General features: G+C 73.8%; 13 protein-coding genes and 1 pseudogene. 6 read left to right on the top strand and 8 right to left on the bottom strand.

What is annotated here, in order from left to right:
- The 8 genes and pseudogenes from ACIQWR_RS31805 to ACIQWR_RS31840 all read right to left on the bottom strand — a co-directional run.
- A pseudogene (locus ACIQWR_RS31805) lies at positions 1–156 on the bottom strand (tryptophan synthase subunit alpha); the annotation flags it as partial.
- Positions 153–1,406 (bottom strand): tryptophan synthase subunit beta, encoded by a 1,254-nt coding sequence (gene trpB / locus ACIQWR_RS31810; protein WP_404016699.1) that lies wholly within the window; start codon positions 1,404–1,406, stop codon positions 153–155. The pseudogene ACIQWR_RS31805 and the gene trpB, both read right to left, overlap by 4 nt.
- Complete coding sequence (trpC, locus tag ACIQWR_RS31815; RefSeq protein WP_404016701.1) at positions 1,403–2,302, bottom strand: indole-3-glycerol phosphate synthase TrpC; 900 nt, start codon at positions 2,300–2,302, stop codon at positions 1,403–1,405. Before trpC ends, trpB begins: the two co-directional genes overlap by 4 nt.
- Positions 2,303–2,335: 33 nt before the next feature.
- A complete protein-coding gene (gene trpD / locus ACIQWR_RS31820) occupies positions 2,336–3,364 on the bottom strand; it encodes an anthranilate phosphoribosyltransferase (protein WP_404016704.1) in 1,029 nt (342 codons plus the stop codon).
- Positions 3,361–4,008 carry an anthranilate synthase component II gene (locus tag ACIQWR_RS31825; RefSeq protein ID WP_404016706.1) on the bottom strand — a complete coding sequence of 216 codons (648 nt, stop codon included), beginning with the start codon at positions 4,006–4,008 and terminating at the stop codon, positions 3,361–3,363. The genes trpD and ACIQWR_RS31825 overlap by 4 nt, the downstream gene beginning before the upstream one ends.
- Complete coding sequence (locus ACIQWR_RS31830) at positions 4,005–5,501, bottom strand: anthranilate synthase component I family protein (protein WP_404016709.1); 1,497 nt, start codon at positions 5,499–5,501, stop codon at positions 4,005–4,007. The genes ACIQWR_RS31825 and ACIQWR_RS31830 overlap by 4 nt, the downstream gene beginning before the upstream one ends.
- Positions 5,498–6,901, bottom strand: a complete 1,404-nt coding sequence (locus ACIQWR_RS31835; protein WP_404016712.1) for an ATP-grasp domain-containing protein — start codon at positions 6,899–6,901, stop codon at positions 5,498–5,500. The genes ACIQWR_RS31830 and ACIQWR_RS31835 overlap by 4 nt, the downstream gene beginning before the upstream one ends.
- Positions 6,902–6,912: 11 nt before the next feature.
- Positions 6,913–7,494, bottom strand: coding sequence for an NADPH-dependent FMN reductase (locus ACIQWR_RS31840; protein WP_399259394.1), 582 nt, complete (start codon positions 7,492–7,494; stop codon positions 6,913–6,915).
- A 499-nt stretch (positions 7,495–7,993) separates the two neighbouring features.
- Here ACIQWR_RS31840 and ACIQWR_RS31845 point away from each other — a divergent pair, with 499 nt between their 5' ends.
- The 6 genes from ACIQWR_RS31845 to ACIQWR_RS31870 are packed head-to-tail and all read left to right on the top strand — an operon-like array spanning position 7,994 to position 15,742.
- Complete coding sequence (locus ACIQWR_RS31845; protein WP_404016715.1) at positions 7,994–9,358, top strand: hypothetical protein; 1,365 nt, start codon at positions 7,994–7,996, stop codon at positions 9,356–9,358.
- Positions 9,355–10,674, top strand: a complete 1,320-nt coding sequence (locus tag ACIQWR_RS31850) for an acetyl-CoA carboxylase biotin carboxylase subunit family protein (protein WP_404016717.1) — start codon at positions 9,355–9,357, stop codon at positions 10,672–10,674. Before ACIQWR_RS31845 ends, ACIQWR_RS31850 begins: the two co-directional genes overlap by 4 nt.
- Positions 10,675–10,684: 10 nt before the next feature.
- Positions 10,685–11,458 (top strand): tryptophan 2,3-dioxygenase family protein, encoded by a 774-nt coding sequence (locus ACIQWR_RS31855; RefSeq protein WP_404016720.1) that lies wholly within the window; start codon positions 10,685–10,687, stop codon positions 11,456–11,458.
- Positions 11,455–12,738 carry an aminotransferase class V-fold PLP-dependent enzyme gene (locus ACIQWR_RS31860; RefSeq protein ID WP_404016723.1) on the top strand — a complete coding sequence of 428 codons (1,284 nt, stop codon included), beginning with the start codon at positions 11,455–11,457 and terminating at the stop codon, positions 12,736–12,738. Before ACIQWR_RS31855 ends, ACIQWR_RS31860 begins: the two co-directional genes overlap by 4 nt.
- Positions 12,735–14,081, top strand: a complete 1,347-nt coding sequence (locus ACIQWR_RS31865) for a tryptophan 2,3-dioxygenase (RefSeq protein WP_404016725.1) — start codon at positions 12,735–12,737, stop codon at positions 14,079–14,081. The genes ACIQWR_RS31860 and ACIQWR_RS31865 overlap by 4 nt, the downstream gene beginning before the upstream one ends.
- Positions 14,078–15,742 carry an FAD-dependent monooxygenase gene (locus ACIQWR_RS31870; protein WP_404016727.1) on the top strand — a complete coding sequence of 555 codons (1,665 nt, stop codon included), beginning with the start codon at positions 14,078–14,080 and terminating at the stop codon, positions 15,740–15,742. The genes ACIQWR_RS31865 and ACIQWR_RS31870 overlap by 4 nt, the downstream gene beginning before the upstream one ends.
- Positions 15,743–15,773: the final 31 nt, after the last annotated feature.

The following is a 15,773-nucleotide window of genomic DNA, read 5'->3' on the forward strand; positions in this document are numbered from 1 at the left end:
CGCGCCACCCGCGACGACGGCCTTGACCGCCGCGATCCCGCCGTCCACCGTCGGGAAACCCGCCGGGAGATACGCCACCAACGCCGCACGATTCTGCGACTTGGCCTTCGCCAGGGTGCGGGCGAGGAGATCGACGTTGCCCGTGTGCGCGCTCACTTGGTGGCTCCTTCGGTGCCGTCGTAGAGGCCGAAGTAGCGGGCCGCCGTGTCCATGTCCTTGTCACCGCGACCGGACAGGTTCACGATGATCAACCCGTCCTTGCCCAGCTCCTTGCCCAACTCCAGAGCCCCGGCCAGCGCATGCGCCGACTCGATCGCCGGAATGATGCCCTCCGTGCGGGAGAGGAGACGCAGGGCCTGCATCGCCTGGTCATCGGTCACCGCCCGGTACTCGCCCCGGCCCGCATCCTTCAAATACGCGTGCTCCGGGCCGATCCCCGGATAGTCCAGACCCGCCGAGATCGAATACGGCTCGGTGATCTGACCCTCCTCGTCCTGGAGAACGTAGGAGCGTGAACCGTGCAGGATTCCCGGCTCGCCAGCCGACAGGGTCGCCGCGTGCTCACCCGTCTCGATCCCGTGCCCGGCCGGCTCGAAGCCCACCAGGCGCACGTCCGTGTCCGGGATGAACGCGTGGAAGAGACCGATCGCGTTCGAACCGCCACCCACACACGCGGCGACCGCGTCCGGCAGCCGACCCTCGCGCTCCAGGATCTGGCGACGCGCCTCCACACCGATCACCCGATGGAAGTCACGCACCATCGCCGGGAAGGGGTGCGGACCCGCGACCGTACCGAACAAGTAATGCGTGCGGTCCACGTTCGCGACCCAGTCACGGAACGCCTCGTTGATCGCGTCCTTCAACGTCCGCGAACCCGACTTGACCGCGATGACCTCGGCGCCCAGCATCCGCATCCGGGCGACGTTCAGCGCCTGGCGCTCGGTGTCGATCTCACCCATGTAGATCGTGCACTCAAGACCGAACAACGCACAGGCGGTGGCCGTCGCCACGCCGTGCTGACCCGCGCCGGTCTCCGCGATCACCCGCGTCTTACCCATGCGCTTGGTCAGCAACGCCTGACCCAACACATTGTTGATCTTGTGCGAACCCGTGTGGTTCAAGTCCTCACGCTTGAGGTACACCGTCGCCCCGCCCGCGTGCTCCGCGAACCGCGACACCTCGGTCAGGGCGCTGGGGCGGCCCGTGTAGTTCACGAGCAGGTCGTTCAGCTCGGCCGCGAACGCCGGATCGACCTTCGCCTTCTCGTACTCCGCCGCAACCTCATCCACCGCGGCGACCAACGCCTCCGGAATGAACTTGCCACCGAAATCACCGAAATAGCCCTCGGTGTTCGGGACCGGTCCCCCCGCGTCCGGGAAGAAGGAAGTGGTGCTGGTCGTGGTCATGACCGGGTCTCCTCGGGGGTGTTCTCTGCGTGCTCTGCGTGCTCTGCGTGCTCTGCCTGCTCTGCGTTCTTCAGTTGTGCCACCAGCGCCGCCGGGTCGGCCGAGCGCATCAGCGTCTCGCCGACCAGGACCGCGTCCGCGCCGTCCGCGCGCAGGCGGCGGGCGTCCGCCGGGCCGCGTACGCCGCTCTCGGCGATCAGCACCCGGTCGGCCGGGACCTGCGGGCGCAGCCGGCCGGTGAGCCCGAGGTCCATGCGGAAGTCGCGCAGGTCGCGGTGGTTGACCCCGATGTTCACAGCGCCGAGGCCGAGCGCGGTGTGCGCCTCCGCCTCGCTGTGCACCTCCACCAGGACGTGCAGGCCGAGGCCGGTCGCGTACGCGTACAGCTGGGCCAGCCGCTCGCCGGTCAGCGCCGCGACCACGAGCAGGACCGCGTCCGCGCCGAAGGCCCGGCCCTCCGCGATCTGGTACTCGTCGACGATGAAGTCCTTGCGCATGACGGGCAGGCCGACGGCCTCCCGTACGGTCGCCAGGTCCTCGGGGCGGCCGCCGAAGCCCTCGGTGTGCGCGAGGACCGAGAGCGCGCAGGCGCCTCCCGCCTCGTAGGCGCGGGCCAGCTCGGCGGGCCGGTAGTCGTCGGTGAGCGGGCCCTTGAGCGGGCTACGGGGCTTGAGCTCGGCTATGACGCCGAGGCCGGGGGCGCGCAGGGCCGCGCCGAAGTCCCGTACGGGGGGAGCCACGGCGGCCCTGCGCTCGATCTCGGCGAGCGGGACCTCGGCGCGGCGGGCCTCGGTCTGGCGGTGAGCGGCCGCGATCAGCTCGGCCAGCAGACTGCTGCCGGGTGCCGCTGCCGCTGCGGGCTCTGCCGCGGGCTCCGGGGTGGTGGTGCGGGTCAACGTACGACTCCTCGTCGTGTCATGGGGTGCGTGTCACGCGGCGGCCGGGACCGGGCTGCGGGCCGCTCCCACGGCCGTCCAGGCGTCGAGCACGGCGGCGGCGCGGCCGCTGTCGATGGCTTCGGCGGCGCGCGCGATCCCCGTGTGCCAGTCCTCGCAGCGCCCGGCCGCCCGCAGCGCGGCGGCCGTGTTGAGCAGCACGATCTCCCGGTGCGGGCCGGTTGCACCGCCCAGGACGCGGCGTACGGTCCGGGCGTTCGCGGCGGCGTCGCCGCCCCGCAGGTCCGCCAGGGTGGCGGGGGCGAGGCCCAGCTCGGCGGGGTCGAGCCGGTAGGAGGTGGTGCGGCCGTCGGCGAGTTCGACGACCCGGGACGGGGAGCAGGTGCTCAGCTCGTCCAGGCCGTCCTCCGCGCAGAACACCAGCGCGCGCTCGGTGCCGAGCCGGTGCAGGACCTCGGTCATGACCTCCAGCAGGGCCGGGTCGGAGACGCCGAGGGTCTGGTAGCGGGCGCCGGCCGGGTTGCAGAGCGGGCCCAGCACGTTGAACACGGTCCGCACGCCCAGCTCGCGGCGGGGCCCGGACGCGTGCCGGAAGGCGGGCTGGAAGACGGGCGCGAAGAGGAAGGTGATGCCCACCTCGGCCAGGCAGGCGGCCGCCTCCGCCGGGCCGGCGTCGATCCGTACGCCCAGGGCTTCCAGGACGTCGGCGCTGCCGCAGGCCGAGGAGGCGCTGCGGTTGCCGTGCTTGGCGACCGGTACCCCGCAGGCCGCCGCGACGATCGCGGCGGTGGTGGAGATGTTGAAGGTGTCGTGGCCGTCGCCGCCGGTACCGCAGGTGTCGAGGACCCGGCCGTCGCCGGGCAGGCGGGTCCCGAAGGAGCGGGCGGTGGCGACGAGGCCGACGATCTCCTCGACGTCGGCGCCGCGGGCGGACAGGGCCATGGCGAATCCGGCGATCTGGCCGGGGGTGGCTTCCCCGGCCAGTACGGCGGCCATGGCGCTGCCCGCCTCGTCGCGGCTGAGGCGGCGGCCCGCCGCCAGGGTGCGCAGGGCGTTCTTCACCGGGCGGCTCCTTCGAGCGGGAGCGCGGGCTCGGGCGTGGGCGCAGGGGCGGGGACCCGGACCGAGTCGACGAAGTTGGCGATGATCCGGTGGCCCTGCTCGGTGAGCACCGACTCCGGGTGGAACTGCACGCCGTACGTGGGGTGCGCGCGGTGGCGCAGGCCCATGACGGTGCCGTCCTGGGCCCAGGCGTGGGCGACCAGTTCGGGCGGCAGGCTCGCGGGGCCCACGGCCAGGGAGTGGTAGCGGGTCGCGGTGAAGGGGTCCGGGAGGCCGGTCAGGACGCCCGTGCCGTCGTGCCGCACCCGGTCGGTCTTGCCGTGTACGGGCCCCACCCGGACCACGTCGGCGCCGAAGGCCTCGGCGATCGCCTGGTGGCCCAGGCAGACGCCGAGCAGCGGGAGCCGGCCGCTGAGCGCGCGCACGGCGGCGAGGCTGATGCCCGCCTGCCCGGGGTTCCCGGGGCCGGGCGAGATCAGGACGGCGTCGTGGGCGGCCAGCTCCTCGATGGTGACGCCGTCGTTGCGGTGGACGAGCGGCTCGGCGCCCGCCTCGGCCAGGTACTGGACGAGGTTGTAGGTGAAGGAGTCGTAGTTGTCGATGACCGCGATGCGCGGGGCCGGGACGGACGCGGGGGTGCTCATGCGCCGGCCTCCGCCCGCTCCACCGCGGCGAAGAGCGCCTGCGCCTTGTTGAGGGTCTCGCGGTACTCCGCGGTCGGGTCGGAGTCGGCGACCACCCCGGCTCCGGCCTGGACCCACGCCCGGCCGTCGGCGATGACCAGGGTGCGCAGCGCGATGGCCGTGTCCAGATCGCCGCCGGTGCCGATGAAGCCGAGCGCGCCGCCGTAGACCCCGCGCCGCTCCTGCTCCAGCTCGGCGATGATCTCCATGGCGCGGATCTTCGGGGCGCCGGAGACGGTGCCCGCGGGGAAGGTGGAGCGCAGCGCGTCGAGCGGTGTACGGCCCGGGGCGAGGTCGCCGCTGACCGTGGACGACAGGTGCATGACGTGCGAGTAGCGCTCGACCTCCATGAGCCGGTCGACCCGGACGGTGCCGGGGGCGGCGATCCGGCCGATGTCGTTGCGGCCGAGGTCGACGAGCATGACGTGCTCGGCGCACTCCTTCTCGTCGGCGAGCAGCTCCGCTTCCAGGGCCGCGTCGGCGGCGGCGTCGGTGCCGCGCCAGCGGGTCCCGGCGAGCGGGCGGGTCTGTGCCCGGCCGTCCTCGACCTTGACCAGGAGCTCGGGCGAGGCCCCGATGACGTGCCGGCCGCCGCCGAGGGAGAGGTGGAACATGTACGGCGACGGGTTGACGGCGCGCAGGTGGCGGTAGACGTCCAGGGGCGCGGCGGCCAGCGGCTTGCTGAACCGCTGGGAGAGCACGACCTGGAAGATGTCGCCGGCGCGGATGTACTCGCGGGCGGTCTCGACCATGTCGAGGAAGCGTTCCTCGGTGGTGTGGGCGCGCCAGGCGGAACGGTCCTGCTGATCGGCGGTCCGGGTCCGGGCCAGCGGTCGGTTCCCCGCGCCCGTGGCGGCCACCGCGGGGTGGTCGCCGTAGAGCCGCTGGTGGGTCGCGCAGATCCGGGCGACGGCGTCCTCGTAGCTCTCGGCGGCCGTGTCGTGCAGGGTCGTGATCAGCACCCGGCGGGTGGCGTGGTCGAAGACGACCAGGTCATCGGCCTGGAGGAACACCGATTCGGGCATGTCCGGACCGGGTCGGGGCGCGCTGGGCAGCCGCTCGAAGTGACGGGCGCTCTCGTAGCCGAGGTAGCCCACGGCCCCGCCGTGGAAGGGCGGGAGCCCGGGCAGCCGGGCGACGTCGCGCTCCGCCAGCGGCTGGAGCGCGAGGAGCGGGTCCCCGTCGCCGAGCGGGAGCGGGCGGGTGCGGTGGGCGATGTACGAGTACCGCGCGACGGCGACGCTCGTGTCGGTCCCGATGACGCTCTCCAGCAGCAGGCCGGTCTCGTCGGGTCCGCAGAGGCGGGCGAAGGCCGTCACCGGGGTGAGGGTGTCGGAGAGCAGCTCGATGTAGAGCGGTACGAAGGCGTGGCGGGCGGCGAGGTCCAGCGCGGCGCCGGCGTCGGGCAGCACCCCCGCCCGCAGGTCGACACCCTCTTCGACGGGGGCGGTCATGCGTCGGCCCCCGATCCGGGAGTCGATCCGGGAGTCGGCCCGGGGATCGGTCCGGTAGTCGGCCCGCGCAGCGATCCGGGGAGCGGATCCACCCCGCGGTCCACGGCGGCCTCGGCCAGGTCGAGGATCCGCGCGCAGTCCTGCGCGTCCGCTCCGACGGCGACCAGCGCGGCGAGCCGCGGGATGGCCTGGCGGGGCGGCAGGAGCAGGGTGTCACCGGGCCCGGCGAGCACCACGGTGTGCGCGATGCCGGGCACGGCCGCGGCGGCGGTGAGGTCGAGCGGACGGGCGAGGCCGTCGGTGGCCGCGTACACGAAGCGGACCTCGGCGGTGTTGCCGCGCGTCGGGGTCAGGTCGGGGAGCCGGCCGAACGCCAGCTCGGCGGCGACGGCGACCAGGTCGATCCCGCTGGCCAGGGCGCTGATGAAGGGGATCAGGTCGCCGCCGAGGCGGGCGTTCAGCTCGATCAGGCGCGGACCGCGGGAGGTGAGGCGGACCTCGGCGTGCGTGACGCCGGTGGTGACGCCGAGCACCCGGTGCACGCCGATGACCAGGTCGCGGACCTCGTCCGCCCAGGGCTCGCCCTCCGCGGTGGCGACCAGGTGGCCGACCTCCTCGAAGTACGGGGCGAAGCCGAGGCGCTTGCGCGCGACGTGGACGACGTGGACCTCGCCCTCGTGGACGGCGCTGTCGATGCTGATCTCGGGGCCGTCGAGGTACTCCTCGACCAGGACGCCGTGGCCGGTGGGCAGCGTGGCGAAGGCGGCGCCGTCGGCGAGGGCGAAGGCCGCCCGCACCTGGTCCTCGTCGTCGGCTCGGGTGACCCCGATGCTGCCGGCGAGGGCGCGCGGCTTGAGGACCACGGGATAGCCGAACTCGGCGGCGGCCAGGGCCGCTTCGTCCGCGGAGGTGACGAGTCGGTGGCGCACCGCGGCGAGGCCCGCACCGGCGAGCAGCGTGCGGGTCGCGTACTTGTCGCGGCAGCGGCCGGCGGCCTCGGCGGACAGGTGCGGCAGCCCGAGCTTGGCGGCGGCCGCGGCGGTCGCCTCTACGGCCGTCTCGTCCCAGGTCAGCACGGCCGCGGAGGCGATGTCGGGACCCGCGAGGGCGAGTACGGCATCGGCGATCGCGACCGGATCGGACAGGTCGGTGACGGCGTAGGAATCGAGGTGCTCGCGCTGCCAGTCCGGCTCCGCGGAGAGCACCGCGGAGAGGGTGTAGCGGGCGTGCAGGGACTCGAAGGAGTACGCGCGGTAGGGGCGCCCGCCGCTGCCGACCACGATCAGCCGCGGGGCGGCCGGGGCGGCGGACGGGGCTGCGGACGTGGTCGCGGAGGCGAGCGCGGGAACGGCTACGGGCGCGGGCGCGGGCGGGGGCGGGGGCGGGGAGTGCGAGGTCATGGCCGCGCCCCTCAGACCTGGGCCGCGTCGGACGCGTCGAGCGGCGCGAGGAGCTCGGTCAGCTCGTCGAGCACGCCCTTCAGGTCACCCGCGAGGTCGGCCGGGGCGTGGAAGACGGACGGGTCGGCGGGGTCGGTCAGCTCGCCGACACCGGGGACGGACAGGCTGCGCTCCGCGGCGCGGAAGCCGATCCGGGTGAGGATCGGGCGCAGCATCTCGACGGCCGGCACGCCGCCCGAGGGGCCCGCGGTGTAGCTCAGGAGGGCGACGGGCTTGTCCTGCCACTCCTGGTACAGGAAGTCGATGGCGTTCTTCAGCGGCGCGGTGAAGGCGCCGTTGTACATGGGCATCACGAAGAGGTAGGCGTCGCCGCGGGAGACCGTGGCGCTCCAGTCCTTGGTGTGCTGGTGGACGTACGCGCCCTCGGACGGGTGTCCGGGCTCGTCGAAGAAGGGCAGGGCGGCCTCGGCGAGGTCGACGGTCTCGACCTCGAAGCCGCCGTGGCGGCCGGCCTCGGCGGCGGCCCAGGTGGCGACGGCGGGGCCGACGCGGCCGGGGCGGGTGCTGGCGATGACGATCTGCAGGCGGGGCATGTGGGTTCTCCCTGGTGGACGTTCCGGTGGTCACCGCGGATCGTCCGGAGGGGCGTGGGCCCCTGCAGTGATCCGTAGGTAAGCAGCCGAGCGGGGCCCCGCGCAACCGGATCCGGCCGCCCCGGACGGTCCGGCCCGATCCTTCGCCCCCTTCTGTCCGTTTCTGGCCGCCCGGAGCTCCCTGGCGCATTCACGACAGCCGTAAACGCGCAGCCCGGGACGCGGGTGCCGCCGGGGGTCGCCGCTGCCACAGTGAAGCCACGTCACCGCGGATCACACCGCTTCCCACCTCCCCCACAGGGCCCCTGCCCCGCCCGGGGCCTGTGCCCCATCCGGGGCCTGTGCCCCATCCGGGGCCTGTGCCCCACCGCAGCCTCCGGCGGCGCCTCAAACGCCGGCGAGGCTGCGGCGGGACCCCACCGCGCCGCCGCGCATTCGGCGGCTTCCCCTTCGTGCCGTGATCCGGCATGCCCCGATCCGGCAGAAATGGAGACCGCCCATGGAGAGTCCCGTCACCGGCCGCTACGTCGAGGAGACCCGGCGCCCGGACAGCGAGCTGCGCACGCTCACCGCACGCGCCACCGTCCCCGCCGCCTACGCCAAGACCTACGGGCACGTACTGCTGCCCCGGCCCGCCTTCGTCTCCGAGCGCGAGATCAGCGCCTTCGCCGACGACCTCGCCGCCCTCTTCCGCGTCCTCGTCTCGCTGCCGGAGCGCTGCTACGGCGGCGACCTCGACCGCTACGGCGCGGCCATCGGCCTGCCGCCCGAACTCTGCGAGGTGATGCGCGAGGGCGCCGGTGGCGACCCGCTGCTCTACGCCCGCGCCGACGCCTTCCACGACGGCACCGGCTTCCGCCTGCTGGAGCTGAACGTCGGCAGCGAACTGGGCGGCATCGACAGCGCCCAGCTCAACCGTGCCTTCCTCGACGTCCCGGCCTTCCGCGCCTTCGCCGAGCAGCACCGGCTGGGCCACACCGACACCATGGCGGAGCTGGTCACCGAGCTGTACGCCGCGGCGGCCGCCCGGACCGGAGCCGGACCCGTCACCGGCGCCCCGGCCGTGGCCCTGTTGGAGGCGCCCGGCGCGCTCGGCGAGCACGACGGGGTCTTCCTCTCCATCCAGGAGGACCTGCGCGGCCACGGCATCGACCTCCAGCTCGGGGAGGTCCAGGAGCTCACCGAGGGGCCGGACGGCAGGCTGAACCTGCACGGCCGCCCGCTCGACGTGATCCTGCGCTTCTTCGCCGCGGGCCAGATCGCCGGCGACCCGACCGCTCGGGCCGCGCTGAGCCTGGTCAACCGGGCCCACGCGCAGGGCCGTACCGCCCTGTTCACCCCGCTCGAAGGGGCCCTGTTCACCAGCAAGGCCGCCCTCGGCCTGCTGCACCGTCCGGCCGTCCGCGCCGAGCTGACCGGGGCCGAGCTGGAGCTGATCGACCGGGTGCTGCCGCGGACCTGGGTGCTGGGGGCCGACGGGTGCGAGGACGCCCTGGAGCACGCCCGTACGCACCGCGCCTCGCTCGTGCTCAAGCCCGGCATCGGCTACAGCGCCGACGGCGTGGTCATCGGCCGGGACGTCGACGACGAGGCGTGGGCGGCGGCCCTGGAGGCCACCGCCCTGCGCGACTACGTGGCGCAGGAACTGGTCGTACCGGCGCTGGAGCCCGCCCTCGACCCGGACACCGGCCTCATCGGGGAATGGGTCGCGAACTGGGGGATCTTCGTCACCCCGCGCGGGTACGGCGGCGCCTTCGTCCGCGCCCTCCAGCCGCGGGACGGCTCGGTCATCACCTACGCGAACCCCGGCACCCGCGGCACCTGCGTGTTCACCCACCCGGAAGACGAGGAGCCCCTGGCATGAGCATCAGCATGAGCACCGAAAGCCTCACCGAAGACCTCACCGAGCAGAGCCGCGCCGCCGCACACCGGCCGCACGTCGTCGTCGTCAACCGCTGGCGCGAGCGGTACGCGGAATTCACCCGCTACATCGACCACTCCGCGCACCGCGTGAGCTACGTGAGCACCGAGGTCGGCACCGGTTCCGTGCCCGCCGAGGCCCACGAGGTCGTCCTGGTCCCCGCGACCGACGACCTGGAGCGGGTCCGCGCCGAGGTGCGCGCCCTGGCCGCCCGGCACGGTGCGCCCGCCGCGATCGTCGCCCTCAAGGAGGACGACCTGCTGGTGGGGGCCGCGCTGCGCGAGGAGTGGGACGTACCCGGCCCGCGCCAGGCCTCGCAGATCGTCTTCCGCGACAAGTACGTGATGTGCCGCGCGGTCGCCGAAGCGGGCCTGGACGTACCGGACTTCGCCGCCGCCACCGACGCGGCCGCCGTCCGCGCCTTCGGCGACGACACCGGCTGGCCCGTCATCGTCAAGCCGCGCACCGGCAGCTCCAGCTCCGGCGTGGTGCGGGTGGACCGCCCCGAACAGGTCGCCGAGCTCGACCTGGACAGCGAGCCGATGCTGGTGCAGGCCTTCGTCGACGCACCGATCTCGCACGTCGACGGGGTCTTCGACGGCGAACGGCTGCTCGCCTGGCGGGCCTCCCGCTACCTCAACACCTGCCTGGGCTTCCGCGACGGGAACCACCTCGGCTCCGTCGAGATCGACGACCCCGAGGTCAACGCGGCCGTGGAGCGGGCGGCCACCGCCTTCCTCGGCGCGCTCTCCCCCGGCCGGGCCACCGTCTTCCACCTCGAAGTCTTCATCGACCGGGACGCGGACGGCAGCCCCCACTGCCGCTTCCTCGAATGCGGCGCACGGGTCGGCGGCGCCGAGATCGCCTTCCTCTGGCGCGAGGTGCACGGCTACGACCTGATGCACGCCGCGTGGCAGCTCCAGCTGGACCTCCCGCTGCCGCCCGTCCCGGCGGCGGCCGCCGCTCCGCACGCCGCCGACGAGGTGGCCGGCTGGATGCTCGTGCCCGCCCCGGCCGAACGGCCCTGCCGCATCACGGAGTCGACCTCCATGACCGGCCGCGCCCGCGGACCGTACGCCGAGGTCGTGCTGCGCCCGGGCGAGGTGCTGCCCGACGCGGACGCCTACTACGAGCACGTCGGCGGCAGGTTCCGCTTCCGCGCCGCGACCGGCGCCGAGGCCGAGGCCGCCATCACCGCCACCGCCAAGGACTTCCGGGTGCGCGCCGAGCCGCTCGCCCTGTCCACCACCACCGCCTGACAGGAGCACCGTGGCCAAGGACTATTCGGTTCCCGTACTCGACGGAGACGGGGACAACGACTACACGCGCTACATGCGGACCGACACGCTGCTGTCGCTCCAGCGCCGCCCCGAGGACATGATCCACCGGGACGAGATGCTCTTCCAGGTCGTCCACCAGTCGACCGAACTGTGGCTCAAGCTCGCCTGCCACGAGGTCGAGGAGGCCACCCGGCAGATCGACGCGGGGCAGCTCGACACCGCCGCCCGGCTGCTCGGCCGCGCCTCGCTGAGCGCGCGGATGACCGCCGACCAGCTGGAGATGATGCGGCAGCTGGCCCCCTGGGACTTCCAGATCATCCGTACCGTCCTCGGGCACGGTTCGGGCTTCGAATCCCCGGGCTGGAAGGCCGCCCGGCTGGTCAGCCAGGACCTGGAGAAGGCGTTCCGGCGGCTGACCGAGGCCCGCGGCACCGACCTCGTCGAGGTCTACCGCAGCGGCCAGGACACCCCGGAGTACCGGCTCGCCGAGGCGCTCATCGACTGGGACGAGCGCATCTCGCTGTGGCGCACCCAGCACTACAAGATGGCCACCCGGGTCATCGGCCACTCCGTGGTCGGCACCAAGGGCGCGCCGGTGGAGTTCCTGGCCAAGCTGATCGGGCACAAGTTCTTCCCGCAGCTGTGGGAGCTGCGCACCGAGCTGACGCTGAGCGGTCCGATGGGCGAGGACGAGCCGGCCCCCGAGTACGCCGAGTACCTGGAGGGCGTCGCGCCGCCGGCCTGCCCGATGGGCCCGGCGTGAGCTCCGTCGCCACCGGCACCACGGACGGCACCACCACGAACGGCATGGACACCACCGGCACCACCACCGGCGTCACGGCCGCCGCCTTCCGGCGTGCCTTCCCGATGCTGGAGCGGACGGTCCACCTGGCCAGTTGCAGCCTCGGCGCCCGGTCCGACGCGGTCGACGCCTCCCTGGAGCGCATGCAGGAGGCCATCGGCGCGCGCGGGGCGCCGTGGGACCGCTTCGAAGGGGAGGTGCACGAGGCCCGGGAGAACATCGCCGCCCTGATCGGCGCGAGCCCGGACCAGATCGCGATCCTGCCCAACGCCTCCGTCGGCGCCTACCAGGTGGTCTCCACCCTGTCCCTGGAGACGCCCCGGACCGAGATCGTCACCACGGTCGAGGAGTTCCCCTCCATCGCGCACGTCTGGCTCGCCCAGCGACCGCGCGGCGCCCGGGTCCGCTTCACCGGGGACCGGGCGGGCGGGCGGGTCACGACGGCCGACTACACGGCCGTCCTCGGCCCCGGCACCGCTCTGGTCTCGGTGCCGATGTCCACCTACCAGTACGCCGAGCGGCCCCCGGTGGCGGAGATCGTCGGGGCCGGCCGCGAGGCCGGGGCGCTGACCTTCGTCGACGCCTACCAGGCCGTGGGCGTGATGCCGGTGGACGTCACCGAGATCGGCTGCGACTACCTGGTCGCGGGCACGATGAAGTACCTCGCCGGCCTGCCCGGCCTGGCCTTCCTCTACGCGCGCGCCGGCCTGACCACCGACCGGGAGCCGCGGCTCACGGGCTGGTTCGGGCGCATCGAGCCGATGGCCTTCGACCCGCTGCGGCTCGACTTCCCGGCCGCCGCCCGCCGCTTCGAGACCGGGACCCCGGCCGTGCCCGCCGTCTACGCCGCGAACGCCGCCTTCGGCCTGTTCGACGGCGTCGACTGGGCCGACGTACGACGCCACGTCGGCGCCCTGGTCGACCTCGCCGCACGCACCCTGACCGCCCAGGGCGAGCGGGTCCGCCGGGCCCGGACGCCCGAAGTCCAGGGCGCCCACCTCGCGCTGTACGACGTCGACCCGCGCTCCCTGTCCGGATGGCTGGCGACGCGGGGCATCGCGGTCAGCCCGCGCGGCCCCGTCGTGCGCCTGTCCTTCCACTACTACAACTCCGCGGCCGACGTGGAAGCCCTGTGCCAGGCGGTGCGCGCCTTCCGCGCACTGACCGGACCCGCCGTCCCTCCGGTCGCCGTCCCCGTCCCGCTCCCGCACCCGCTCCCGAAGGTGAGACCCCCAGAGTGAAAGAGCTGACCGACTGGCTGGCCGATCCCGTACCCGGCCGGTTCCCCTACCCCGCGGTGCTCCAGGAGTTCCACCTCGTCGGCAAGCACTTCGTGTCCGACGCCACCCTGAAGTCCCTGGCCCTGGCCCGCGAGCGGCTCGCCCCGCAGCCGACCCCGGCCGCCGACGCGGCCGGGCGCCTGCTCCTGGACCGGTTCCTGGACACCGCGCTCGACAAGTGGGACGGGCGCTACGACTACCCCACCTACACCTCGCTCGGCGTGCTGGGCCTGCCCACCGCCGACGACGGCCCGCAGGCCGCCGCCGCGGCCCGGGTCACCCGGGACCGACTGACCGCGCAGCTCCTCGCCGACCTGCTGCGGTTCGAGCTGGCCGCCGCCGAGGGGCGCACCGCGTGGCTGCCCGAGATGCGGCCCGACGCCCGGATGGTGGAGAAGCGCCACCGGCTCGCCGTCCGCGTGGCCCGGCCCGCCCTGGAGCGGCTCGGGCTCGGGGACCGGCTCACCGCCGCCGACCCGGCCGGGCAGGCCGCCCAGCTGTGGGCGCTGGCCGACGGCGAACTGCTGGACGAGCACGAGCGCCAGGTGCTGCGGCTCAGCATGCTGCCGGTCTACGTGTCGCACGACGAGCACATGTTCATCCGGGTGCTCCAGACCTTCGAGACGACCTTCGCGCTGCTGGCGCTGAGCATCCGTACGGCCATCGGCCACCTCGACGGCGCCCGCACCGAGGAGGCCGCGGCCCACCTGGCGGTCGCCGAGAGCGCGCTCGCCGAATCGGCCCCGCTGTTCTCGCTGCTGGCGACGATGCAGGTCGAGTCGTTCCGGGTGTTCCGCGACTACACCGAGGGCGCCAGCGCGATCCAGTCCCGCAACTACAAGCTGGTCGAGTCGCTGTGCCGGGTCCCGGACCAGGACCGGCTCGACTCCCCCGCCTACCGCTCCACCCCCGAGGTGCGCGAGCGGATCCTGGCCGGCCAGCAGACCCTCGACGAGGCCTGCGCCGGCGCCCAGGGCGACCCGCGCTTCACGGCCGCCGACCGCGAGGTGCTGACCGCCTCGATGCTCGGCTTCGCCGGGGCGCTGCGCCGCTGGCGCCAGACCCACTACCGGATCGCCGTGCGGATGCTCGGCACCCGCTCGGGCACCGGCGCCACCGAGGGCACCCCGTACCTCAGCTCCGTGCGCAAGATCCCGGTCTTCCGCAGCGTCACGGAGGAGCCGGACACCGACGGCGCCCCCCGCGACCTCCCCAGCGGCCTCCCCGCCGATCTCCCCGCCAACCTCTCCGGCACCCTCTCCGGCTCCGGCGGCCACCCGAACGAAGGCGAAGCAGCAGCATGAACAGCGACCAGATCCCCGTGGGCATCGTCGGCGCCGGCCCCGTCGGCATGGCCCTCGCCGCCCGCCTGGCCTCCTTCGGCATCCCCTCCGTGCTCTTCGAGCGCGATCCCGAGCTGCGCAAGCAGGGCTCCAAGGCCTGCCTGATCCAGGGCGACGTGCTGGAGGTGCTCGACAAGTTCGGTTGCGCCGAGACCATCGGCGCCGAGGGCGTCACCTGGACCACCGCCCGCACCTACGTGCGCGGCAAGGAGATCCGCGCCGCCGAGTACACCCGCCGGATCGGCTACGGCCCCTTCGTCAACATCTCGCAGTTCCGCATCGAGCAGCTGCTGCTGGAGAAGATCGAGTCCGAGCCGCTCGCCGAGGTCCGCTGGGCGCACGAGATCACCGACGCCGTGCAGGACGCCGACGGGGTCACCGTCACCGCCGACACCCCGGCCGGCCCGCGCACCTACACCTGCCGCTACCTCGTCGCCTGCGACGGCGTGCGCAGTCCCATGCGGGCGCTCACCGGCGTCGCCTGGACCGGCTACAGCCACCAGGACCGCTTCCTGATCACCGACCTGAAGGTGAAGCTGCCGCTCGCCAAGGAGCGCCACTTCCACTACGACCCGCCCTTCAACCCGGGCCGCCAGCTGGTCATGCACCCGCAGCCGAACGACATCTGGCGCATCGACTGGCAGCTCGCCCCGAACACCGACATCGAGGCCGAGCGCGCCGACGGCCGCTTCGACGAGCGCGTGCGCGCGGTGATCGGTGACGTGGACTACGAGATCGACTGGCTGTCCACCTACCGCTTCCACCAGCGCGTGGTGGAGAACTTCCGGATCGGCCGGATCTTCTTCGCGGGCGACTCCGCCCACTCCCTGCCGCCGTACGGCTCCCGCGGCATGAACAGCGGCATCCAGGACGCCGACAACCTCGCCTGGAAGCTCGCCCTCGTGCTGCGCGGCCGGGCCGACGACGCCCTGCTCGACACCTACCACGACGAGCGCTACGCCGCCGCGAAGGAGAACCTGGCCGTCACCGAGGCGACCATCAGGTTCATGGTGCCGCCGAACCTGCTGCGGCGCACCGTCCGCAAGGTGCTGCTGACCCTCTCCCGGCCCTTCCAGGGCGCCCGCGACAAGGTCAACAGCGGCAAGATGGCCGAGCCGCACACCTACGTCGACTCCCCCGTCGTCGAATCCGCGCTGCGCCACCCGCTGTTGGGCGCCTTCGCCCCGGACGCCCGGATCTCCGCGCCCGGCGCCGCCCGCCTGCGCGAGCTGTACGGCGCCGGTTTCACCGGCCTGTACTTCGCCCCGGACCGGGAGACCGCCCGCGCCTTCGCCGAGCGCGCGCTCGCCGACACCCGCGGCCTGACCGCCGACCTGATCGTGGTCCTGCGCGAGGGCGAACTGGCCGTACCGGCCGCCGGCCCCGCCGACGACATGCCCGCGGGCGTGACCGTACTGCGCGACCGCGACAACGTGCTGCGCGCCGCCTACCTGGCCACCGAGGGCACCTGCCTGGTCGTCCGCCCCGACGGCCACCTGGGCGCGCTGGCCGACGCCGACCGTCCGGAGCGCTACGGCGACACGCTCGCCCGCTGCGCGCTGGCCACGGCCGGCGCCGCCGAGGACACCGCGGCCGACGTCCGGGTCCCGGTCGGCGTCTGACCCGGCCCCGCACCCCCCACCCCTCTTCCCT

This window comes from Streptomyces sp. NPDC098789, from assembly GCF_044759975.1.
Classification (GTDB): Bacteria; Actinomycetota; Actinomycetes; order Streptomycetales; family Streptomycetaceae; genus Streptomyces.